Below are 21,749 nucleotides of genomic sequence, written 5' to 3'. Positions count from 1 at the left end.
CGATCACCCCCCGATCCTAGTCAGGGGAGCCAGGAAACGTGCCCCTTCAACAGGGCGTATCCGACGAACGACACGAAGTCGAACAGCGTGTGCGCGGCGACCAGCGGCCACAGCCGGTTCGTCTTCTGCCACAGCCGGCCGAACACCAGCCCCATGACGAAGTTACCGACGAACCCGCCGAACCCCTGGTACAGGTGGTAGGACCCGCGCAGCACGGCGGCGCCGAACACCGCGGAGTTCTCCCGGACGCCGAGCTGCCGCAGCCGCGTCAGCAGGTAGCCGATGACCAGGACCTCCTCGGCGAAGGCGTTGCCGAACGCCGAGAGCGTCAGCGAGATCGGCCGCCACCAGGTATCGCCCAAAGTGGACGGTTGCACGGCCAGGCTGAACCCCAGGTGGTACGAGACGAAGTAGAGCGCCAGGCCGGGCACGCCGATCAGCGCGGCGAGCACGACCGTCAGCAGCGCGTCACGGCCCGGTGACCGGCGGTCGAGGCCCAGTTGCGCGACCTTGATGCCCGCGCGCCACAGCAGGTACAGCCCGAGCGCGCCCCAGCCGACCAGCTGCGCCGCCGACAGCAGCTGCTTGAGCAGGTCGATCAGGCTCGCCGCGGCCTGCGGGACGTTCAGCTGGGTCTGCTGCTGCGCCAGCGGCACCGGCTGCAGCAGCGAGTCCACAAGGGACAGCAGGCTGCGCACGCCGGACAGGCCCAGCGTGATCCCGAAGACGATCAGCAGCTCGAGCTTGACCGCGCGGCGCTCGGCCGGGTCCTCGATCGTCCCGGGGAACTCGGGGCGGGCCGGGGCCAGCCACGATCGCGCGGTGAACGTCATGTCCGCACGCTACCGTCGGGGTATGCCGAGGAGCATCGCCACCAACGAAACCGTCGACCGCGCCGCCCTGGTCGAGTTCCTGTCCACCCGCCACCGCGCGATCCTGCTGACCACGAAGGCCGACGGCGGCCCGCAGCTCTCGCCGGTCACGTGCGGTGTCGACGCCGAAGGCCGGCTGGTCGTCTCGACCTACCCGAAGCGCGCGAAGGTCGTCAACGTCAAGCGCAACCCGAAGGTCTCGGCCTGCATCCTCTCCGACGAGTGGAACGACCAGTGGGTGCAGCTGAACGGCACCGCCGAGGTGCTCGACATCCCGGACTCGGTCGAGCCGCTCGTCGAGTACTTCCGCGCCATTTCCGGCGAACACCCGGACTGGGACGAATACCGCGAAGCCATGGTCAAGCAGGGCAAGAGCATCATCCGCGTCACGATCGAAAGCTGGGGCCCGATCGCGAAGGGCGGCTTCCCGGCCGAACTAGCCTGACGCCTCGTGAGTGGTAAGGAGGGTTCTAACCCTCCTTACCACTCACGAGCCGCCGCGCAGGAACGGGCAACCGACCAGCCGGCGCAGCTCCGACGCGAGCTGCGCCGGGTTGTCGACCGATCGCGAGAACGCCAGCCGGACGTCGTGGTCGCTCGTGTCGGCCTCGACGCGCAGCCGCAGCCCGAACCGGTCGAGCCCGAGCGGCCGGATCCGGCCGCCGCGCAGGTCCGCCGGCAGGTGCTTGGCCAGCCGGCCGACGACGTCGGCGTGGTCGGCTTCCAGGTGCCGCAGCCAGTGGGCTTCGTAGTCGTGGAACGGGTCGGGTGTCGCCGCGCTGAACATGTGCGGGCGCAGCGAGTGGGTGCCCTCGGCGTCGGCGAGCACGAGCGACGCCGGGGTGAGCCGCAGCAGCGTCACGCCGTGGCCGACGTCGAGGAGCCGCTCGTCCGGCCGCGTCTCGGCGATCGCCACCGCCCGCGCGCGGGCCGACACCGGGGACAGCGGCCGCAGCCAGCCGGTGATCCACAGCAGCCCGCGGATGGGTTCGCGCAGGGCGACCGGGGCCTGGTCGGCGAGCTCGACCATCACGGCCAGCTCGCCGCGCTGGGTCTGCTTCGCCGCGCGCACCAGCTGGTGGTCGTCCGGCAGCAGCACGCTGACGCTGCCGCTGTGGTGCACGTGGTGCAGGAGCGGCACGACCCGCTCGCCGTCCAGGTCCGCGCGTTCGCACGTCGGCAGCAGCGACGCGGGCCCGGTGCGGGTCGCGATCGTCTTGGCGCGCTCGGCGGGGTTCGGCGCCGGCGGGCGGCGGACGGATGTGGGTGCCTCGGTCACGGCTCACCTCCTACTTAGGTGAGCCTAACCTGAATCCGGCGGTCTGGGTAGTCGTGGCGATTACGTCCGTTCCGCGGAACGACACATCCGGTAACGCCGGTGCCCAGTTTGTCGAAAAGCGGGTAACTACCCGACCCCGTGGGGGTTCCGCGTGCCGATCGTCCCGGTCCCCGAGCGCGTCCGCGCGTTCGAGCTCGACCCCGCCATGCCGTCCGGGGCCCTGCCGATCTTCGGCGAGTACCTCGACCGCCTCGGCCGCAACGCCGCGAACCAGCGGCTGCTGTCCTGGTTCTTCCTGGCCTTCGGGGTTGCCCAGTTCTTCACCGGCGCCGGCGTGCTGCTGCCCGTCGGCATCCTCGCGCTGGTGGGCGCGGTCGAAGCGCGGTGGCTGTACCGCGCCTACGTCCGCGTTCCGGAGACGCGGCTGAAGCGCGAGGCGTTCCGGCAGGTGGACATCGCCGCCGACGGCCTGGTCGCCGCCGGGCGGTCGGTCGGGGTGCGGCTGCCCGACGGCCGGTGGCTGCGCGTCCGCCTCGACGAGCCGTATCGCCTGCTGCTGGCCACGCACCGGCGGGTGTGGCTGCTCGGCCGGGGCCCGAAGGTGTTCGTCGGGTTCCCCGGCGTGATGCGGGTCCGCCGCGCCCGGATCTTCGACGCGCCACCGGCGGAAGCGGCCGCCGTGCCACCGGCGGCCGGGGCGTACTCGCCGCGGCTCGACCCGGTGCTGACGGCGCACCGGCGCCGCATCGCCCGCGACCACCGCGCGCTGGCCGCGTTCCTGCTGGTCCTGGCCGCCTTCGCGGGCTGGGTCCGGCTCGAGCTCCCGGCCACGGGCTGGATCGCGTGGACTTTCGCGGCCGGCGCCCTGCTGACCGCCCTGGTGGCGGCGGCCCGCTCGCTCGCCTACCGCCGCCCGCTCGCGGCCGACCACTGGACGGAGCTGCGCGCGGTACTGGACGGCCCGGTCCGCATGGGCCCCCGCGGCGCCCGCCTGAGCGGCCTGACGATGCTCGCGGACGGAACGGTGATCGGCTTCCGCATGCCCACGGCGGACCCCTCGATGGCGGCGAACGTCGCGGCCACCGGCCGCCTGTGGATCGCCGGCGTCCCGAGGCCCGGCGGAGCGACGGCGGGCGTGCCGGGTTATCCGGTGCTGGGCACGGTCTGGCTCGGCTGAGCGGGCGTCCGGTCACGGCGGGGCAGCAGGAACGGCGTCGCCAGCACCAGGACCCCGGCGATGCCGATCGCGACGCGCGATCCGGTGAAGCCGGCCAGCACGCCCCAGAGCGCGGTCATCGTGGCGATGGCGGCCTTGGTGCTGACCGACCACGCCGACAGCGTCCGCGCGACGCGGTCCGCCGGGAGCTGCTCCAGCCGGTAGGTCGCGAGCACCGGGTTGAACACGCTGCAGCAGACGATCAGGCCGAGCTCCACGACCATGACGTACGCCAGCCCGCCGGCGCCGTCCGGGAGGAAGGCGAGCGCGAGCAGCCAGCACGCCCTCGCGGCCCCGGCCGTCACCAGGACGGGGTGGCGCCCGAACCGCTCGACGAGCCGCGGGGTCAGCCGCGAGCCGGCGAGCCCGCCGAGGCACGGGACGGCGAACGCGAGCCCGTACTGCCACGGCGCGAACCCGAGGTCCTTCAGCATCAGCACGGCGAGCAGCGGCTCGGTCCCCATGATCAGGCCGTTGAACAGCAGGACGTTGCAGAACAGCGGCCGCAGGCCGGGGTGCGTCAGCAGGAAGCGCCACCCGTCGGCGAGGTCCCGCGCCCGCAGCGGGGCGGTGACCCGCGGGTGCGGTTCGTCGCCCTTGATGGCGCGGATGCCCAAGGCGGAGAGCAGAAAGCTGACGGCGTTGGCGACGACGGAGGTGACGGGCCCGAGGACGGCGAACGCGGCCCCGCCGAGCGGCGGCCCGAGCGCGGTGGCGGTCCAGTTGGTCGACTCGAACCGGCCGTTGGCGAGCAGGAGGTCTTCGGGCGGGACAAGTCCCTTGAGGAAGGCACCGCTGGCGGAGGTGAAGGTGATGTCCGCGGCGGCGACGATCACCGAGACGACGAGCAGCTGGGCGAAGCTCAGCAACCCGAGCGCGTAGGCGGCGGGCACGCTGACGAGCGAGGCGAACCGCACGAGGTCCATGCCCACCATGACCGGCCGCTTCCGCCGCCGATCGACCCACGGCCCGAGCGGAACGGCCACGAGCGCCCCGACGGCCGGCCCGACGGCGGCGAGCGCGGAGACGGCGAGCGGCCCGGCGTGCAGCACGAGGATGGCGAGCAGCGGGAAGGCCCCGAAGCCGAGCCAGGTCCCGAACGCGCTCACGGCGTAGGCCGACCAGAGCCACCTGAACCGCGGCCCCAGCGACCGCCCGCGCACCACGGGGAGATCAAAGCCGGGACCGCCCGCGCAGAGCAAACAACCGACGCGGCGGCGAGCCACAACGCCCCGTTGTGGCTCGATGCTCGAGCGGTGCGGCGACGAGCCGGGAGGGCTCGTCACCGGAGTCACGGCACCCGGGCCGCCCCTGGCCCGCACACCTAGAGTCGACCGTCGTGGACCTCGATACCGTGCGGACCTTCGTCACCGTGGTGGCGGCGGGCCGGTTCCAGGACGCCGCCACTGACCTGGCGATCACGCAGCAGGCCGTGTCGAAGCGCATCGCCGCCCTGGAGAAGGCGCTCGGAGTGCGGCTGTTCACGCGCACCGCCCGCGGCGCCGTCCTCACCGGCGACGGCGAAGCCTTCCTGCCGCACGCGCGCGAGCTCATGCAGGCCGAGCTGCGAGCCCTTGCGTCGGTGCGCACCGCGCCGCTCCGGGTCGACGTCATCGGCAGGCGGCTGTGCCCGGCAACCCTGCTTCGCGGATTCCACCAGGCCCACCCGGAAGTCGCGTTGGAGGTCACGACGCTGCTCGACACCGCGGTCGCCGCGATCCGGGACGGCTCGATCGATGCGTCGTTCCGCGCGGTCGGCGCACTGCCGGGCGACCTCGAAGCGCAGTGGGTGCACGACGAGCCGCTCCACCTGCTCTGCGGTCCCGCGCATCCGCTGGCCGCCGCGGCCGCCGTCACGCCGGAACAGCTGGCGGGGCACCGGCTCTGGATGCCCGGCGTGGTGCCCGGGACCGAGTGGGGCGCGTACTACGCCGAGTTCGCGACCGCGTTCGGACTGACCATCGACGCGGCCGGCCCGAACTTCGGGACCGAGGTGGTGCTGGACACGATCGCGGAATCGGCGCGCGTGGCGACCCTGGTCGGGGCGGGCAGCCGGGTGTGGTGGCCGCCGGGGCACGACCTGCGGCGGGTGCCGATCGAACGTCCCACGCCGGTGTACCCGCATTCGCTGGTGTGGCGCCGGGGCAATGCGCACCCCGGGCTGGCGGCGCTGCGGCGTCACCTCACGAAGAGCGAGAGCACCGCCGGTGCGTGGCGGCCGGCCTGGGCCGCTTAACCCAGCGACTTCCGCGTCGCCTGCTCGGTCTCCAGCACGCCCTGCCGGATGCCTTCCAGCTGGTCGCTCAGCTCGCGCACCGCCCCGGTGTCCACCGCGACGTCCGTCGTCGCCGCGGTCAGCTCCGCGACCCGGGCCACCAGGCTGTCCAGGCCGAGGGCTCCGGACTGCAACTGGGCCAGCAGCTTGTCGCGGGCGCCGGACAGCCGGGCGTGCACGTCCGCCTGGGCCTGGACCGCCGTCAGCGCCTGTTCGAGGTCGCCGCGGACCTCGGGGTTCGCCGTGCGCAGCTCGCGTTCCAGCCGGCGGCGTTCGTGCGCGACGGCGTCCAGGTCGACCCGGGCCAGGGCCTGGCCCGTCGCCGAGGCGCGGCCGGCCAGGCGGCGGAGCGTCGACAGCGTCTCCCGGACCACCGGCTCCATGTCCGCGACGCGGTCGGCGAGCGGGCCGCTGGAGAGGGAACCGCTCAGGGAGGCGAACCCGTCCGCTGCCGCCGACGCCCGGCGCAGCCAGTTCTCCTCGGCCGACCCCGGCGCCACGTCGAGCACGCGCGCCTCGCGCTGCGGAGGCTCCTTCTCGCGGGTTGCGACCGCCACGCCCGCCCAGGCCGCGAGAACGGCGGCGCCGACGCCGACCGACGCGACGACCGGCAGCTGCACGGCCCACGCCACCCCGGCCGAGGTGGCGGCGAGCAGCAGCCCCCACGGTTCGGCGAGCTCACGGACGAACTTCATGACCGCGAGGATCTCAGAAGTTCGAGATCACGGAGGTGAAGACCTGGTTGATCGAGTCCGGTTTGGACGAGTCGTACTCCGAGCCCTCGGTCGCTTCCGCGATCTGCTTCAGCACGTTCTGGTCGGCGTCCGAACCGTAGGCGATCGTGAACAGCCGGACCGTCTCCCCGTTGCCCTCCGGCCGCAGCTGGGGCACCAGGTGGTCGAGGTCGATGCCGCCGGAGTCCTCATTGCGGCCGTCGGTGAGCACGACCACCGCGTTGATCGCCGCCGGGTCCAGGTGGGCCTTCAGGTACTCGTACGCGGCCAGCGACGAGTCGTACAGGCCCGTGCCCGACTGCGGTGTCAGCCCGCTGAGCCGCATCGCCAGCGTCTCCTTGCCGCTGTTCCCGAGCGGCTGCACCGGGACCAGCTCCTGGTAGTCCTTGTCGCCGTCGAGGCGGGTCGAGAACTGCCAGAGCCCGACCTGGTCGCGCGGCACGAACTGGCCGAGCGCGTCGATCGCGGCCTGCTTGGCCAGGTCGATCTTGCTCTTGCCGGTGCCCTTCACCTCGTCGCCCATCGAGCCCGAGACGTCCACGACCAGCAGCACGTTCGCCTTCTTGCGCAGGTCCGTCCAGGTGGTCAGCAGCTTCGACAGCACCGACGGCGACGGCGGCCGGATGAAGTTGATCTTCGCGTCCGGCTGGACGCCGTTCGCGACGCTCGCCTGCGGGCCCGGTTTGCCGTCGAAGGACCGGAAGCCGAGTGCGGCGAACTTCGCCTGCGTCTCGTCCATGCGCAGGTAGCCGAGGAAGTCCGCGGCGATCTGCTTGCGCGCCGGGTCCGCCCAGTTCAGCGTGACGAACGGGTGATCGGAGTTCAGCGTCCCGTCGGCCGGGTAGATCGCGACGAGCGGCACCTTCGGCGGCGCGTGCTGGCCGACCTTCGCCGGGTCGTTCGTCGGGTTGCCCTGGTTGTAGCCGATCAGCGAGCTCTCCTCGACGGTCACCGCCGAGATGTAGGACAGCGCCGCGCCGCGGTCGTCGGCCTTCTGCAGGTTCGTCAGGAAGGTCAGCGTGTTGTCGCCGTAGTGCACGATCGCCTGCTCGATGTTCGACACGAACTGCTTGGCCTCGGGCTTCTCCAGCGCCGCCGCGGTGAGGTCGGACGACGTCCCGGTGGCCGCGTAGTAGGCGCCGATGGTGGCGTTCAGCCCCGCGGTGGAGATGTTCGGGTTCGTCTTGCCGAGCCGGAACTTCCCCCACTCCGGGTGGCCGTACTTCGCCCAGCCCGCCGGGTCGGTCGCGAGCGTGGCGAGGTCCTTCCAGCCGATCGGCTTGGCCGGCCAGCCCAGCGCCTCGGCCATCGGCTTCGGCATGGCGACGGTCAGCGGCGAGTTCGCGATCGACTGCGGGTCGCCGTCCGGCACGATCGACGCCGTGTCGCCCTTGGCGTTGACGCGCAGCAGGTTGACCCAGCCGCTCGCGGCCGGCGTCCAGACGTCCGGGCGCGGCCCGTCGGTGGCTTCGTTCCAGCCGTTCGCCAGCGCCTGCATCGCCACGCCGGACGATTTCGACCGCACGACGACGTCCACGCAGTGGCCGGCGACGGTCCGTCCGGAGTAAGCCTTCGCGGCTTCTTGGACGATTCCGACCTTTTCCGGTGACGAAGCGACGTTGAGCGCCACCGCGTCCGCACCCGAGCATTTCGGCGCGTCGGCGTCGTCGCTGGAGCCGCTGGTCCAGTACCGGATTCCGATGATCAAGGCGACGGCGACCACGATCGCGGCCAGGAACGGGAGGATTTTTCTCCTGCGTCGCGCTGGTTGGGAATTGATCATCGTAGCCTCCCCGTTCCGCCACCCGGACGTTCATTATCCGGGCGGCGGAACGGGGCGGGGACGGTATTTCCGAATCTTGATTATTGCTTAGGCCCGCGGCGCGACCACGTCCACGCGTAGCCGGGGTCTTCGGACGCGTCGGCGGCCTCGCCGAGCTCCAGCGGTGCGAACGTGTCGACCATGACCGCGGTCTCGTCGAAGAACTCCGCGCCGATCGACGCCTCCGCCGCGCCCGGCTGCGGGCCGTGCGTGAAGCCGGACGGGTGCAGCGACAGCGAGCCGATCCCGATCCCCGAGCCCTTGCGGGCCTCGTAGTTGCCGCGCACGTAGAACATCAGCTCGTCGGAGTCGACGTTCGCGTGGTTGTACGGCACCGGGATGGCGTCCTCGTGGTAGTCGACCTTCCGCGGGCAGAAGGAGCAGACGACGAAGTTCGGGCCCTCGAACGTCTGGTGCACGGGCGGCGGCTGGTGCACGCGGCCGGTGATCGGCTCGAAGTCGTCGATGTTGAACACCCACGGGTAGAGGCAGCCGTCCCAGCCGACGACGTCGAACGGGTGCGTCGCGTACGTGTAGCGGGTCAGCCCGGCGCGGTGCCGCACCAGCACCTCGACGTCCTCGCCGTCCTCCAGCAGCGGCTCCGCCGGCCCGCGGATGTCCCGCTCGCAGTACGGCGAGTGCTCCAGGAACTGCCCCTTCGCCGACAGGTAGCGCTTCGGCGGCCCGATGTGGCCGCGCGCCTCGAGGGTGAAGAGGTTGACCTCGCCGTGCGGGACGACCCGGTAGGTGCAAGACGTCGGGATCACGACGTAGTCGCCGTCACCGACCTCCAGGCGGCCGTAGATGGTCTCGAAGGTGGCCGAGCCGCCGTGGACGTAGAACAGCTCGTCGCCGGCCGCGTTGCGGTACAGCGGGCTGGGCGCGGTCGCCGTGACGAACCCGATGGTGACGTCGTTGTTGCCGAACAGCCGCCGCCGGTCGGTCACCGCGTCGGCCTCGCCGCCGAACTTGAGGTCCTGCGTCCTGAACGCCCGCGGCTTGAGCGGGTGGTTCGGGGTGAGCGTCCCGCGGTCCTCCTCGACGGCGACGGCGTCGACGATCGCCGTCGGCAGGCCGCGGTGGTAGAGCAGCGCGGAGTCGGCGGAGAAGCCCTCGACGCCCATCAGCTCCTCGGCGTAGAGGCCGCCTTCCGGCTTCCGGAACGCGGTGTGCCGCTTGTGCGGGATCTCGCCTACTCGCCGGTAGTAAGGCATCGACGTCCCCTTCTGACGTGTCCGTTGTGCGAACGATTTTGTCCTCATGTCGTACGCTACTAGCGTGTCAGTCGTGTCAAGCGCTGTGGAACTCACGCCCCCCGGCCCCCGTGGAATTCCTCCCCTGTTCGCGAGGCTCGTCGACGACTCGGCGCTCTTCCCGCCCGGGGACGCGGCCATGCCCGAAGCGCTGCGTGCGCACTTCGCCAGCCGGGAGTCCGAACACGCCGGTGTACTGGGGGTTTTCCTCTGCCAGGCGTCCCGGCTGCCGGAGCTGATCACCGAGCTGATCAAGATCAAGCCGAAGCAGCCGCTGCCGCTTTCGCTGATCATCGACACCGGCCTGGGCGGTGTCCCGAAGGCCATCTCGATCGTCGAGTCGCGCAGTGAGCTGCTCGCGCTGCGGATGGTCGAGATGCCCGCGCCGTCGGACGTCGACGAGGTGTGGCTGGAGCGCGTCTCCGAGTTCGTGCCCGAGGACGTCATCCGGGTGGTCGAGCCGCGGCGCGGCGTCGGCTGGCTCGACGGCGTCCGGAAGGTGATCGAGCACGGCAGCTGGCCGAAGATCCGCTGCGGCGGCCAGGCGGGCGAGAACTTCCCCAGCGTCGACGAGGTGGCCGACTTCCTCGCCGTCGTCAGCGGGTCCACCGGGGCGTCGTTCAAGGCGACGAACAGCCTGCACCGCGCGGTCCGGCACACCGACCCGGGCACCGGCTTCGTGCACCACGGCTTCCTGAACCTGATCGTGGCCTCCGCGCGCAGCCTCGCCGGCGGTGACGTCCGGGCGGCCCTGGAGTCCACCGATGCGCAGGCGCTGGCCGAGGAGGCCCGCGCGCTGTCCGAGCCGGCGGCGAAGGCCGTGCGTGAGCTCTTCGCGTCCTACGCGGCGGCGTCGTTCGAGGAGCCGGTCGCCGACCTGGGCGAACTCGGCTTGCTGTGACCAGCCGGGAGGGGTCGCTGACGCTCGACCGCGGCTTGGCGCTGCTGCAGGCAGTCGCCGACGCCGGCGGCGACGCGGCGACCATCTCCGAGCTGGCGGTGGCCATCGGGGCCAGCCGCGCGGCCGTCTACCGGCTGCTCGTGCCGCTGTCCGAGCGCGGCCTGGTGTGGCGCGACGGCACGAAGGTCCGGCTCGGCGTCGGGCTGCTCCGGCTGGCCGGGCAGGTGCTGCCGCAGCTGCGGGACGCGGCCGGACCGGTGCTGCGCGAGCTGGCCGAAAAGGTCGGCGCGACCGCGCACCTGTCGGTCGCGCAGGGGACGCAAGCGCTTGCGGTGGCCGTCGTCGAGCCGTCGTGGACGAGTTTCCACGTCGCCTACCGCGTCGGCAGCCGGCACCCGCTGACCGCCGGCGCGGCCGGCAAGGCGATGACCCTGCGTCCGGGCGGCGACGGCTGGGTGACGTCTTCCGGGGAGCTCGAAGCGGGCGCGTCGGGTGTCGCGGCGCCGGTCCGCGGGGTGCCGGGGCTGCGGGCGAGCGTCGGGGTCGTGTCGATGGAGCCGCTGAAGGCCGCCGAGGTGGGGCCCCAGGTCCTCGCGGCCGCCACGCGGCTGGCCGACATCCTGCGGACGGACGGCTAGCGCCGCGAGACCGCCAGCAGCGGCCGGACCATCGTCAGCAGCAGGGCGACGTCGATGCCGAACAGCAGGCGCTCGAACAGGCCCAGCGTGACGTCCTGCTGGGCCGGGCCGAGGACCAGCGTGAGCACGAACCCGGCGAGCACCACGCCGACGCTGGCGAAGCTCGCCGTGGCGAGGCGCCGGATCGTCGTCCGGCGGGGCTCCCACGGGCAGCGTTCGCGGCCCCTCTTCGTCAGCACGAACGCGGCCGCGGGCAGCGCGACGAACGCCGTCAGCGCGGCGATGTTGTGGACCTGGCCGGCGAGCGAACGCGCCTGCCCGTCCGGGTCGACGGGCACGAGCCCGCACACGAGCAGCCCGGCCGACCACACGCCGAGCAGCACGCAGACGGCGGTGGTGCCCGGGCGGTGGGCTTTCGCGATGCCGGCGAGGAGCGCGACCGAGCCGAACGAAAGCGCCAGGCACATCGCGCTGAACAGGGGAGCGGCCGAGGACGTGCCGAGCTTGCCGTAGACGTACTCCGACAGCGTCTGCCAGACCGGGCTGACCTGGCCGGACAGCCGCAGGTGCAGGTCGATCGAGATGGCCACGGCCAGCCCGATGCCGCCGAGCGCCACCCGGCCGTGCAGCGGCGAGACCGCGTGCGTCTTCGGCAAGTTCACCTGGTGCTCTCCCTTTCGTTCCCGAAAGGTTACCGGGTGAACCTGTGAGGCAGCGGTCAGAAGGCCAGCTGGAGCAGGGCGAACGCGGCGAACCCGGCAAAGACGAACCCGGCGCAGCGCTGGATCAGCTTCGGGTTGATCCGGCTGCGGATCTTCCCGCCGATGAACACGGCGAGCCCGGCGACCACCACGAGCGCGGCGAACGCGCCGACGCCGACAGCGACCGGGTTGCCGATGCGGGCGGCGAGGCTCGCTGTCGCGAGCTGGGAGGCGTCGCCCCACTCGGCGGCGAAGAGCACACCGAACGACGTCATCGCGGAGCGGAGGAAGGTCTGCGGAGCCGGGCCGGTGCGCGAAGCGTCTTCGCCTGCTTCGTCGGCTTCGCTGAATCCTTCGCGAAGGAGCATGAAAGCGCCGAGGCCGAACATCGCGGCGACCACGAGCGAAAGGACTACGTCCGGTAGCAGCGTCAGCACGCTGCCGAATGCGACGGCTATGACGCACTGCACGGCGAACGCGGCGCACACACCGGCGAAAACCGGCCAGCCCCGGAAACGGGTGGTCAGCACCAGTGTTGCGACGAGCGTCTTGTCCGGCAGCTCCACGGCGAGGACCAGGCCGAACGCGCTGATCAACGCCACCATAGCGGCAGTCATGAGTATTCTTTCGCCCCTTTCACTGCAACGATAAAGGGGAGGTTCGGAAAACCGCAAGCTGATGGCTTGTGCGAAATTGCCGGATCGGCGGCCATGAATTTGACATCAAGGGGTGTCGCACAAATTTTTTCGGCACGCCGAATTTTCGGTTGTGGCCTGGGGTACGTTGACCGCCGTGGGGTCACAGGCGCGTGCTGCGCAGGTCGAAGAGGTCATCCGCCGGCTGGAAGGTCACTACGTCTTCCCGGACGTTGCCGCGAAGCTGGCGAAGGTGCTTCGCGCGCGTCTCGACGAAGGCGCGTACGCAGACCTCGGCGACGCGGAATTCGCGACCCGCGTCACAGCGGACCTGCAGTCGGTGAACGACGACAAGCACCTGCGGCTGCGCCACCACACCGACCCGGTGGCCGAGGACGGCGACGCGGAGCACGCGTCGGAGGACTTCCGCCGCGCGGCCGAGCTGGAGAACTTCGGGATCGCGTCGGTGCGGCGCCTGCCCGGCAACGTCGGCTACCTCGACACCACCCTGCTCTACCCGCCCGGCCTCGCGGCGCCGTCGATCACCGCGGCGATGACGCTGGTCGCGCCGGCCGACGCGCTGCTGATCGACGTGCGCCGCAACCGCGGCGGCGACCCGGACACGAGCGCGTTCCTGCAGAGCTACCTGGTCGACGAGCGGACCCACTACCTCGACCTCTACGAGCGCGAGGGTGACCGCGTGACCCAGATGTGGACGCTGCCGTACGTCCCGGGCGCGAAGTTCGGCGGGACCAAGCCGATCTGGGTGCTCACCGGCCCGGCGACGTTCTCCGGCGGCGAGGACCTCGCGTTCTCGCTGCAGCGGCGGGGGCGGGCGAAGACCGTCGGCGAGCCGACGCGCGGCGGCGCCCACCCGCGTGAACAGTACAAAGTGGACACCTACCTGGACGTGACGGTGTCGATCGCCCGCTCGTACGACCCGGAGACGGGGGAGAACTGGGAGAGCACCGGCGTGCCGCCGGACGTCCCGGTCGCCGCGGACAAGGCGTTCGACACGGCGTACGCGCTGGCCCTGCGGCACGTCCTCGAGCTGGGTCCCGCGGGGCCGCGGCGGGCGGTGGCCGAGGAGGCCCGGCAGGCGCTCGACCAGCTGTAGTCACCCGGGACGTTGGTCCTGGGGCGGACGGGACCAGTTGATCTGGCTGCGGCCGGGGCCCCGGAGCACGCTGGACCACGTGGAGGTCCTTGAGCTAGCGCGGTGGCAGTTCGGCATCACCACCGTCTACCACTTCCTGATGGTCCCGCTGACCATCGGGCTGTCGATCCTGGTCGCGGCGATGCAGACCCGCTGGGTCCGCACCGGCGAGCTGCGGCACCTGAAGATGACCAAGTTCTGGGGCAAGCTGCTGCTGGTCAACTTCGCCATGGGCGTGGTGACCGGGATCGTGCAGGAGTTCCAGTTCGGGATGAACTGGAGCGCGTACTCCCGCTTCGTCGGCGACGTCTTCGGCGCGCCGCTGGCGATGGAAGGGCTCGTCGCGTTCTTCGTCGAATCGACGTTCCTCGGCCTGTGGATCTTCGGCTGGGACCGGCTGCCGAAGAAGGTTCACCTGGCGTGCGCGTGGGCGTTCTCGCTGGCCACGATGGCGTCGGCGTACTTCATCCTGGCCGCGAACTCGTGGATGCAGCACCCGGTGGGCGTGACGTTCGAGAACGGCAAGCCGACCATGAACTCGATCTGGGCGGTGCTGACGAACAACACGGCGCTGGCCGCGATCCCGCACACCCTCGCGGGCGCGTTCTCGGTGGCGGCGGCGTTCCTGGTCGGCGTCGCGGGCTGGCACCTCTGGCGGCGCCGCGGTCACCTCGACGTGTGGCGCTCGTCGTTGCGGCTGGGCGGCTGGGTCGGCGTGGCGGCGTTCGCGGTCCTCGCGATCACCGGCGACGCGCAGGGCAAGCTGATGTTCGAGCAGCAGCCGATGAAGATGGCGTCCGCGGAAGCGCTGTGCCACACGGAAAAGCCGGCGAGCTTCTCGATCATCGCGATCGGCGACGTGTCGGGCGCGAACTGCGAAGACGTCAAGACGTTCAACGTGCCCGCGCTGCTGTCGTTTCTGGCGCACAACGACTTCAAGACCGAGGTCAAGGGCGTGGAGAACCTGGTGACGGAGTACCAGGCCAAGTACGGCACGAACTACCCGGACGACCCGGCGCTGGGCTCGCTGGCCGGCAAGCCGATCGACTACGTGCCGAACCTGCCGGTGACGTACTGGGGCTTCCGCATGATGATCGGCTTCGGCGCGGTCTCGGCGGGCATCGGCGTCCTGGCCCTGTGGCTCACCCGCCGCGACCGCATCCCGACGGCCCGCTGGTTCCCGCTGCTGGTCCTGGGCGGCATCGCCACGCCGTTCCTGGGCAACAGCGCGGGCTGGATCTTCACCGAGATGGGCCGTCAGCCGTTCGTGGTGGCCCCGAACCCGACGGGCGTGGACGGCGTGTGGATGTTCACGGCCCAGGCGGTCTCACGCTTGACGACCGGCGAGGTGTGGACGTCGTTGATCGCGCTGACGACGGTGTACGCGGCCCTCGGCGTGGTGGAGCTGTACCTGATGCGCAAGTACATCCGCGGCGGCGTCGAAGCGGTGATGCCCCCGGAGAAGAAGAACTCGGACGAGGCCGAAGGCGACACGCTCGCCTTCGCGTACTGAGGCGGCCAAGATGACAAACCTGCAGCTCAGAAGCGGTGCAGCAGCCCCAGCTTTACCAACAGCAGCCCCCGCCCTTCCCGGGGGGCGTCCCCGAACCCAGTGTATCGGCCTGATCACTCTCGCGGGTTACCCACAGCAAATCTGTGGACAACTCGACCCGATGTGGATAACTCACGGCGACCGGCCGGCTCGAGGTGCCCGATGACTCTCGCCATCGTCTGGTTCGTCGTCATCGCCTTCTTCTGGCTCGGCTACCTCTTCCTCGAGGGCTTCGACTTCGGCGTCGGCATGCTGCTGCCCGTCCTCGCGAAGGACAACACCGAGCGGCGCGTCATGGTCAACACCATCGGGCCCGTCTGGGACGGCAACGAGGTCTGGCTCATCGTCGCCGGCGGCGCCATGTTCGCCGCCTTCCCCGCGTGGTACGCCGGGCTTTTCTCGGCCGCCTACCTGCCGCTGCTGCTCGTGCTGCTCGCCCTCATCGGCCGCGGCGTCGCCTTCGAGTACCGCGGGAAGGTCGACTCCGAGCGCTGGCGGCGCAACTGGGACCGCGTCATCATGGCCGGCTCGTGGATCCCGCCGCTCGGCGTCGGGCTCATCCTCGCGACCACCGTCCTCGGCCTGCCCCTCGACGCCGACGGCAACCGCGCCGGCTCGGCGTTCGCCGCCGTCCGCTGGGACACCCTGCTCGGCGCGGTCGCCATCGCCGCCTTCTCGATCACCCACGGTGCCGCGTTCCTCGCTCTCAAAACCAGCGGTGACCTGCGGGAACGCGCTCGCGCGCTGGCGTTGAAGCTGCTGCCGGTCGCGATGGTGCCGATGGTCGCGTTCCTCGCGGTCGTCCAGTGGCGCGCCGGCACGTTGTGGACACTGCTCTCGTTCGGGATCAGTGCTCTCGCTGCGGCTGTCGCCTGGTTCCGGCTTCGTGCCGACCGCGACGGGCAGGCGTTCGCCGCGCTCGGGGTGGTCATCGCCGGGGCCGCGGTGGTCATGTTCGGTTCGCTCTTCCCGAACGTCCTGCCGTCGACGCTCGACGCCGCCAACACGCTGACCATCGAGGGCGCCGCGTCGAGCCCGTACACCCTGACCGTGATGACCTGGGTCGCCGTCTTCGGCGCTCCCGCCGTGCTGGTCTACCAGGGCTGGACGTACTGGGTGTTCCGCAAGCGCATCGGCACGCAGCACATCCCGGTGGTCCACGCGCCATGACCGATCTTCCCGGACGCGCTCCCCTTTCCGCCTCGGAGTCCACAGTGGACTCGGCGCGGCCGGGAAAGGGCCCGCTCGGTGCACTGCCGGCCCTCGTGCCGGCCGTGCGCCGGGCGCTGGCCCTGGTGGGTTTCCTCTCCTTCCTCAACGCCGCCGCGCTGGTGGCACAGGCGTTCCTGCTCGCCGACGTCCTCGCGGCGATCGTCGGAGCAGGTGCCGGGGGACGCACCGCCCAGCTGGCCGCGCTGCTCGCGCTCGTCGCGGCGCGCGCACTGACCGGCTGGGCGGTGCGCACGGTTTCCGCGCGTGCCGCGTCGACCGCCCAACGCGAGTTGCGCGCGAAAGCCGTCGACCACGCGCTGCGCCTGGGACCCGAGTGGATCGCCCGCCGCGGCCACGGCGAGCTGACCGCGCTCACCACCCGCGGGCTCGACGCGCTGGACGCCTACTTCCGCGAGTACCTGCCGGCGCTGGTGACGGCGGCCGTCGTGCCGCTCGGCGCCGGCGCGGCCATCCTGTTCGCCGACTGGCCGTCCGGGGTGATCGTCGCGCTGACGGTGCCGCTGCTGCCGATGTTCGCCATCCTCGTCGGCAAGTTCACCGCCGACCGCGTCGCCGGCGCGACCGACGCGACCCACCGGATGTCCGGACGGCTGCTGGAACTCGTGCGCGTGCTGCCGGTGCTGACCGCGTTCCGCCGGGCCACCGCGCAGGCCGAGACGGTCCGCCGGCTGTCCGAACGCCACCGCCGCGCCACGCTGAAGACGTTGAAGGTCGCGTTCTCCTCGGCGTTCGTGCTCGAACTGGTCGCGACGCTGTCGGTGGCGCTGGTCGCGGTGGTGATCGGCGTCCGGCTCGCCGGCGGCCACCTGCCGCTGGCCATCGGGCTCGGCGTGCTGATCCTGGCGCCCGAGTGCTACCAGCCGCTGCGCGCGGTCGGCGCCGCGTTCCACGCCAGCGAGGACGGCGTCGAAGCGGTCCGGCGCGTCGCCGACCTGCTTGCGCTGCCCGTGCCCGCTGCGGGAACCGCGGTCCCGGCGCGGGGCGAGCTGCGCGTGTCGTCCCTGCGCGTCGCGCGGCGCGGCGGGTTCGCGCCCGACGGCGAGTCGTTCGCGGTCCGGCCCGGTGAGACGGTCTGGCTCCGCGCACCGAGCGGCGGCGGCAAGTCGACGACGCTTTCGGCGCTGCTCGGATTCGTCCCGGCGCACGACGGCGAGATCGTCGTCGGCTCGACGAGCCTCGCCGACGCCGACCTCGAGCGCTGGCGCGAACAGGTCGCGTGGGTGCCGCAGTCGCCGGTGTTCACCGGCGGGACGGTCAGTGAGGAAGTCGGCTCCTCCGGTGCGGTGCTCGCCGAGCTCGGCTTGGCCGGGCTCGCCGACCGGCCGGTTTCCCAGCTGTCGCTGGGGCAGCGGCAGCGGGTCGCCGTCGCCCGGGCGCTGGTCCGGGTGCAGCGCGGCGCCTGGCTGCTGCTGCTCGACGAGCCGACGGCGCACCTCGACGAGGCCAGCGCGCGGCTGGTGCTCGACGCGGTGCAGCGCGCCGTCGGCAACGGCGCCGCGGCGATCATCGCGGCCCACGAGCGCTCGGCCGCAGTCGACATGTCGACCGAGAATTCTGTTGCTGCTGAAGCGTCCACAGTGGACGACCCGGCATCGCCGCTGGGGTGGCGCGCGTTGCTCGACGGGCGGCTGTTCGGCGGCGCCGCGCTCGGGGCGCTCGCCCTGTTGGCCGGGGTGGCGCTGACGGCGACGTCGGGCTGGCTCATCGCCAAGGCGTCCCAGCAGCCGCCGATCCTGACCCTGACGGTCGCGGTCGTCGGCGTCCGGGCGTTCGGCCTCGGCCGCGCGGGCCTGCGGTACGTCGAACGGCTGGTCACGCACGACGCCGCGTTCCGCATCGCCGGCCGCGTCCGGGTGCGGCTGTGGAATTCGCTGGTCCGGCTCGGGCCGGCGCGGAGCCTGCGCGCGGGCGAGGGGCAACGGCGGCTCGTCGCCGACGTCGACACCGTCCGCGACTTGCTGCCGCGCGTGGTGTCGCCGCCGCTGGTGGTGGCCCTGGTCGCGGCGGGAGCGATCGCGGTGCAGACAGCGGTGCTGCCGACGGCGGGCTTGACGCTGGCGGCGGCGGTGGCCCTCGGGCTGGGTGCACCGTGGGTGGCGCTGCGCGCGGAACGCCGGGCGACGTCGGCGCTGGCGGCCGGCCGCCGTGACGTGGCGGCGCGAGTCCTGGTGCTGTTCGAAGCCGCGGCCGAGCTGCTGGCGTTCGGCAAGGCCGCCGAACACCGCCGCGCTCTCGAGGACGCCGACACGCGGCTGTCGGCGCAAGCGCGTCGGCAGGCGTTCGGTTCGGGAGCGGCGGAAGCCCTGGTCACGCTGGTCTGCGGCGCGGCGGCGGTGGTCAGCACGGCGTTGGCGGCCCAGGCGGTCGCGGGCGGACGGCTCGACCCGGTCTTGGCGCCGCTGCTGGCCTTGGTGCCGCTCGCGCTGGCGGAGGTTCTCGCGTTGCTGCCGCCGGTGGCGCAGCACTGGGACACGCTGCAGCGCGCCCGCCGCCGTCTCGCCGACGTGCCGGAAGCGCCCCCTTCGGCCCGGGCTGGGGCGGGCGTCGAGCTGCGGGGAGCGGACCTCGGCTGGCCGGGCGGACCGCTGGTGCTGCACGACGTCGACGTGGACCTGCCGCCGGGCACGTACGCGGCGGTGGTGGGACCGAGCGGGGCGGGCAAGTCGACGCTCGTCGCAGCGCTGCTGGGCTTCCTCGCACCTCGGCGCGGCGTGGTCGAGGTCCCGGAGAGGGTGGCGTGGGCGCCGCAGGAGCCGATGCTCGCCGCGACGACGGTCGCCGAGAACCTCCGCCTCGCCGACCCGACGGCAACCGAAGAAGACCTGCGAGCGGCGTTGCACGGCGCGGCGTTGACCGACGTCGAGCCGGAGACGCTGCTCGGCAGCGGCGGCACCGGACTGTCCGGCGGCCAGGCTCAGCGGGTGGCGCTGGCGCGGGCGTTGCTCGGGGCGCCGTCGGCGGGTCTCGTGCTGCTGGACGAGCCGACGGCGCACCTCGACGAGCCGACGGCGGCGGCGGTGCGCGCGCACCTGCGGGAGGTGCTGGCGGGCCGGACGGTGGTGCACGTGACGCACCGAGCGGAGGAAGCGGCCGGAGCCGACGTGGTCCTCGAGGTCCGCGACGGCCGGGTCGTCACGCGGGTGCCGGTCCCGTGATCGATTCCTGCGGTGTCCTTGCCGCGCCGCCACCGCGCCGCGCGATAATGACGGAACTCATGGATCCGACGCTTGCCGCGCGGGCACTGTCCGCAGCCACCGAGATCACGAGCACCGCCCTGTCCGGCGACGACCCGGGAGCGGTGCTGGACACGGTCGTCGCCCGAGCGGCCGAGCTCGCGGACGCCGACCTGGGCTTGGCCATGGTGAGCACCGAGGACGGCCGAGTGGTGGTGGAGGCTGCCCACTACGCAACGGCGGACCCCGCGGCGCCACCCGGTCAGCGGGCGGGCAGCCAGGGTTCGGGAGCGCGCACCAGCGAAGACCCCGGGGCGGCAGGCGCGCCGGAGCCCGACGGCCTTCAGCCATCAGCCGAGCTCGGCGACGAGATCGGCAGCACTGCGGCCGGCGAGTCCCTCCGTGGTCTCGCACTCCCTGCCGACTCCGCCGCCGGTCGCGTTGCGCGTGGGGGCGAGCCCGTCGCCAGTGCCGACTTCACCGTCGATCCGCGTACCGCGCCCTACGTGCCCGCCGAACTCCATGGCTACGGGCCCTTCGCGGCCGCTCCCTTCGGCTCTGGAGGGCGGGTTCTCGGCTCACTGACCGTCTACCGGAAGCGAGGGCGCGAACCCTTCTCCGCCGGGACCGTCGAGATGCTCGTCGCCTTTGCCGCGCAGGCCGGGGTCGTCCTCGCGCTCGCCGAGGGCGCCAACGCGCGTCACCGCGTCGCTCTCTACGAAGAGCGGGAACGCATTGCCCGTGAGCTCCACGACGTCATCGTCCAGCGGCTCTACGGGGCCGGGATGCAACTCGACCGGGTTCGGCGGAACATGCGCAAGCGCTTCGCCCAAGCCGACGGGGCTCGGCTCTCCGACGCCATCGACCAGCTCGACCAGACCATCGAGGAAATCCGCGGGACCGTGCGCGCGCTGCGGTCGCCGGAGCCTCGCCACGACACCGGCACGCCCACCGACCTCGCCGAGTCGGCGCGCGGCGAGGTCCGCATTGCCGGCGAGCTGCTCGGCTACCCGCCGACGCTGGAGCTGTCCGGCGAATTCGCCGACATCCCCGCGGAACGCGCCGACCACATCCGGGCCGCTCTGCGCGAAGCGCTGTCCAATGTGGTCCGGCACTCCGGCGCCAGCGAAACCCGCGTGACGCTGACCCGGGACTCCGGTGGCGTCAAACTCCGCGTCCGGGACAACGGTTCCGGTGTCCCCCAAGGCGTCGCCACCCGTGGTCTGCGTCATCTCGCCGAACGCGCGGACGCCGCGGGCGGGAAGTTCTTCCTGAACTCCTCGCCCAGCCTCGGCACGCTCGTCGCGTTCGACCTGCCGCTCGACTGACCCATCCGCCTGCGACTCACCCTTCTCGGGTCATCCAGCCTCCCTTCCACGCCCTCGTCATGATCTTACCGAGTGGTCGAACATATATTCGACTCACGTTCGAGTGAATCTCGACGAGAAAAGCCGTGATCGACGTGGCGGACCGTGACGAGGCGAAGAAAAGATCGCAGCGAACGGCGGATTGCGGACGAAGCGGTTACTTCTCGCGACGCGCGATCCACGCGGCCGCCTGCGTCCGGCGCTGCATCCCCAGCTTCGCCAGCACCGACGTCACGTAGTTCTTCACCGTCTTCTCCGCGAGGAACAGCCGCTCGGCGATCTCGCGGTTCGACAGGCCCTGGCCGATCAGCTCGAGCACGTCGCGCTCGCGTTCGGTCAACGTCGCCAGCTCGTCCGTCGGCGGGTGGCGCATCTTGTCCAGCACCCGCGCGGTGCTCACCGGGTCCAGCAGCGACCGGCCGGCCGCGACCTCGCGGACCGCGTTCACCACGTCCTGCCCCCGCACCTGCTTCAGCAGGTAGCCCGCCGCGCCGGCCATGATCGCGCCGACCATCGCCTCTTCGTCGTCGAACGCCGTCAGCATCAGGCAGGCCGGCGGGTTCGGCTTCGACCGCAGCTCGCGGCAGAGCGTGATGCCGTCGCCGTCGCCGAGGCGGACGTCGACCACCGCCACCTCCGGCTCGACGTGCATCGCCACCGCCAGCGCCTCTTCGACGGTGCTCGCCTCGGCGACGACCTCGATGTCGGGCTCGTCGCCGAGGAGGTCGCGGAGCCCGCGGCGGACCAGTTCGTGGTCGTCGACGAGCAGTACCTGGATCGGCATACCCCGAGGTTACGGGGGTGCGGGGCCCGTGGTGGCGGCCGGTCGTCGCCGTCACACGTGAAATACCTCAAAGGTGTGACCTCGAACCACGTAACATTCCGCCCGGTATGCATTCCTGACACGCAAATCCGCAGGTCGCGGCGGAAACGGCAGAGAAT

The 21,749-nt window shown here is 71.9% G+C and carries 19 protein-coding genes; 10 read left to right on the top strand and 9 right to left on the bottom strand.

Annotation, left to right across the window (positions count from 1 at the left end; genetic code table 11):
* Positions 1-20: 20 nt before the first annotated feature.
* Positions 21-833: a CPBP family intramembrane glutamic endopeptidase gene (locus OO60_RS06340; RefSeq protein WP_003076945.1), complete on the bottom strand. Its 813-nt coding sequence runs from the start codon at positions 831-833 to the stop codon at positions 21-23.
* 22 nt (positions 834-855) lie between these two features.
* Between OO60_RS06340 and OO60_RS06335 the strand changes: the two genes are divergently transcribed.
* Positions 856-1,317, top strand: a complete 462-nt coding sequence (locus tag OO60_RS06335; protein WP_003076947.1) for a PPOX class F420-dependent oxidoreductase — start codon at positions 856-858, stop codon at positions 1,315-1,317.
* Positions 1,318-1,359: 42 nt separating this feature from the next.
* Here OO60_RS06335 and OO60_RS06330 read toward each other — a convergent pair whose 3' ends face one another.
* Complete coding sequence (locus tag OO60_RS06330; RefSeq protein WP_003076950.1) at positions 1,360-2,151, bottom strand: DUF2470 domain-containing protein; 792 nt, start codon at positions 2,149-2,151, stop codon at positions 1,360-1,362.
* A gap of 151 nt (positions 2,152-2,302) precedes the next feature.
* On the opposite strand from OO60_RS06330, the gene OO60_RS06325 reads away from it, so the two are divergent.
* Positions 2,303-3,328 carry a hypothetical protein gene (locus tag OO60_RS06325; RefSeq protein ID WP_003076952.1) on the top strand — a complete coding sequence of 342 codons (1,026 nt, stop codon included), beginning with the start codon at positions 2,303-2,305 and terminating at the stop codon, positions 3,326-3,328.
* Here the strand turns inward: OO60_RS06325 and OO60_RS06320 are convergent.
* Positions 3,295-4,533, bottom strand: coding sequence for an MFS transporter (locus OO60_RS06320; protein WP_003076953.1), 1,239 nt, complete (start codon positions 4,531-4,533; stop codon positions 3,295-3,297). The genes OO60_RS06325 and OO60_RS06320 overlap by 34 nt on opposite strands.
* 173 nt (positions 4,534-4,706) lie before the next feature.
* Between OO60_RS06320 and OO60_RS06315 the strand changes: the two genes are divergently transcribed.
* Positions 4,707-5,603, top strand: coding sequence for a LysR family transcriptional regulator (locus OO60_RS06315; RefSeq protein WP_003076955.1), 897 nt, complete (start codon positions 4,707-4,709; stop codon positions 5,601-5,603).
* On the opposite strand, the gene OO60_RS06310 is transcribed toward OO60_RS06315, so the two are convergent.
* From OO60_RS06310 to OO60_RS06300, 3 genes are all read right to left on the bottom strand, one after another.
* Positions 5,600-6,337, bottom strand: a complete 738-nt coding sequence (locus OO60_RS06310) for a hypothetical protein (protein WP_003076957.1) — start codon at positions 6,335-6,337, stop codon at positions 5,600-5,602. The genes OO60_RS06315 and OO60_RS06310 overlap by 4 nt on opposite strands.
* 13 nt (positions 6,338-6,350) lie before the next feature.
* Positions 6,351-8,159, bottom strand: coding sequence for a substrate-binding and VWA domain-containing protein (locus tag OO60_RS06305; protein WP_033261007.1), 1,809 nt, complete (start codon positions 8,157-8,159; stop codon positions 6,351-6,353).
* 80 nt (positions 8,160-8,239) lie between these two features.
* Complete coding sequence (locus tag OO60_RS06300) at positions 8,240-9,412, bottom strand: homogentisate 1,2-dioxygenase (protein ID WP_003076961.1); 1,173 nt, start codon at positions 9,410-9,412, stop codon at positions 8,240-8,242.
* A gap of 85 nt (positions 9,413-9,497) precedes the next feature.
* Between OO60_RS06300 and OO60_RS06295 the strand changes: the two genes are divergently transcribed.
* Together OO60_RS06295 and OO60_RS06290 are read left to right on the top strand one after the other, a co-directional pair.
* Positions 9,498-10,352: a hypothetical protein gene (locus OO60_RS06295; RefSeq protein ID WP_063749384.1), complete on the top strand. Its 855-nt coding sequence runs from the start codon at positions 9,498-9,500 to the stop codon at positions 10,350-10,352.
* Positions 10,349-10,990, top strand: a complete 642-nt coding sequence (locus OO60_RS06290; RefSeq protein ID WP_003076967.1) for an IclR family transcriptional regulator — start codon at positions 10,349-10,351, stop codon at positions 10,988-10,990. Before OO60_RS06295 ends, OO60_RS06290 begins: the two co-directional genes overlap by 4 nt.
* On the opposite strand, the gene OO60_RS06285 is transcribed toward OO60_RS06290, so the two are convergent.
* The gene (locus OO60_RS06285; protein WP_003076969.1) at positions 10,987-11,652 is read right to left on the bottom strand and encodes a DUF998 domain-containing protein; all 666 of its coding nucleotides are present in this window, start codon (positions 11,650-11,652) and stop codon (positions 10,987-10,989) included. The genes OO60_RS06290 and OO60_RS06285 overlap by 4 nt on opposite strands.
* Positions 11,653-11,708: 56 nt before the next feature.
* Positions 11,709-12,296, bottom strand: a complete 588-nt coding sequence (locus OO60_RS06280; protein ID WP_003076971.1) for a TMEM165/GDT1 family protein — start codon at positions 12,294-12,296, stop codon at positions 11,709-11,711.
* 187 nt (positions 12,297-12,483) lie between these two features.
* Between OO60_RS06280 and OO60_RS06275 the strand changes: the two genes are divergently transcribed.
* The 5 genes from OO60_RS06275 (at position 12,484) to OO60_RS44435 (ending at position 20,768) form a co-directional block, all read left to right on the top strand.
* Positions 12,484-13,443 carry a S41 family peptidase gene (locus tag OO60_RS06275; RefSeq protein WP_003076973.1) on the top strand — a complete coding sequence of 320 codons (960 nt, stop codon included), beginning with the start codon at positions 12,484-12,486 and terminating at the stop codon, positions 13,441-13,443.
* Between the two features lie 79 nt (positions 13,444-13,522).
* Complete coding sequence (locus OO60_RS06270) at positions 13,523-14,995, top strand: cytochrome ubiquinol oxidase subunit I (RefSeq protein WP_033261090.1); 1,473 nt, start codon at positions 13,523-13,525, stop codon at positions 14,993-14,995.
* 201 nt (positions 14,996-15,196) lie between these two features.
* Positions 15,197-16,204, top strand: coding sequence for a cytochrome d ubiquinol oxidase subunit II (gene cydB / locus OO60_RS06265; RefSeq protein WP_003076976.1), 1,008 nt, complete (start codon positions 15,197-15,199; stop codon positions 16,202-16,204).
* The gene (gene cydD / locus OO60_RS06260; RefSeq protein ID WP_051767644.1) at positions 16,201-19,422 is read left to right on the top strand and encodes a thiol reductant ABC exporter subunit CydD; all 3,222 of its coding nucleotides are present in this window, start codon (positions 16,201-16,203) and stop codon (positions 19,420-19,422) included. Before cydB ends, cydD begins: the two co-directional genes overlap by 4 nt.
* A gap of 59 nt (positions 19,423-19,481) precedes the next feature.
* Positions 19,482-20,768, top strand: a complete 1,287-nt coding sequence (locus tag OO60_RS44435) for a GAF domain-containing sensor histidine kinase (protein ID WP_004562362.1) — start codon at positions 19,482-19,484, stop codon at positions 20,766-20,768.
* Between the two features lie 196 nt (positions 20,769-20,964).
* On the opposite strand, the gene OO60_RS06250 is transcribed toward OO60_RS44435, so the two are convergent.
* Positions 20,965-21,591, bottom strand: coding sequence for a response regulator (locus OO60_RS06250; RefSeq protein ID WP_033261005.1), 627 nt, complete (start codon positions 21,589-21,591; stop codon positions 20,965-20,967).
* Between the last annotated feature and the right edge of the window lie 158 nt (positions 21,592-21,749).

Origin of the sequence: Amycolatopsis vancoresmycina (assembly GCF_000716785.1) — a bacterium.
GTDB lineage: Bacteria > Actinomycetota > Actinomycetes > Mycobacteriales > Pseudonocardiaceae > Amycolatopsis > Amycolatopsis vancoresmycina.
This window is presented reverse-complemented; position numbering and strand designations above follow the sequence as displayed.

Excerpts from the sequence above, each read along its gene's own strand:
- OO60_RS06280 (WP_003076971.1), bottom strand. The coding sequence starts at position 12,296 with ATGGTGGCGTTGATCAGCGCGTTCGGCCTGGTCCTCGCCGTGGAGCTG.
- OO60_RS06250 (WP_033261005.1), bottom strand. The coding sequence starts at position 21,591 with ATGCCGATCCAGGTACTGCTCGTCGACGACCACGAACTGGTCCGCCGC.
- OO60_RS06305 (WP_033261007.1), bottom strand. The coding sequence starts at position 8,159 with ATGATCAATTCCCAACCAGCGCGACGCAGGAGAAAAATCCTCCCGTTC.
- OO60_RS06335 (WP_003076947.1), top strand. The coding sequence starts at position 856 with ATGCCGAGGAGCATCGCCACCAACGAAACCGTCGACCGCGCCGCCCTG.
- OO60_RS06340 (WP_003076945.1), bottom strand. The coding sequence starts at position 833 with ATGACGTTCACCGCGCGATCGTGGCTGGCCCCGGCCCGCCCCGAGTTC.
- OO60_RS06310 (WP_003076957.1), bottom strand. The coding sequence starts at position 6,337 with ATGAAGTTCGTCCGTGAGCTCGCCGAACCGTGGGGGCTGCTGCTCGCC.
- cydD (WP_051767644.1), top strand. The coding sequence starts at position 16,201 with ATGACCGATCTTCCCGGACGCGCTCCCCTTTCCGCCTCGGAGTCCACA.
- cydB (WP_003076976.1), top strand. The coding sequence starts at position 15,197 with ATGACTCTCGCCATCGTCTGGTTCGTCGTCATCGCCTTCTTCTGGCTC.
- OO60_RS06300 (WP_003076961.1), bottom strand. The coding sequence starts at position 9,412 with ATGCCTTACTACCGGCGAGTAGGCGAGATCCCGCACAAGCGGCACACC.
- OO60_RS44435 (WP_004562362.1), top strand. The coding sequence starts at position 19,482 with ATGGATCCGACGCTTGCCGCGCGGGCACTGTCCGCAGCCACCGAGATC.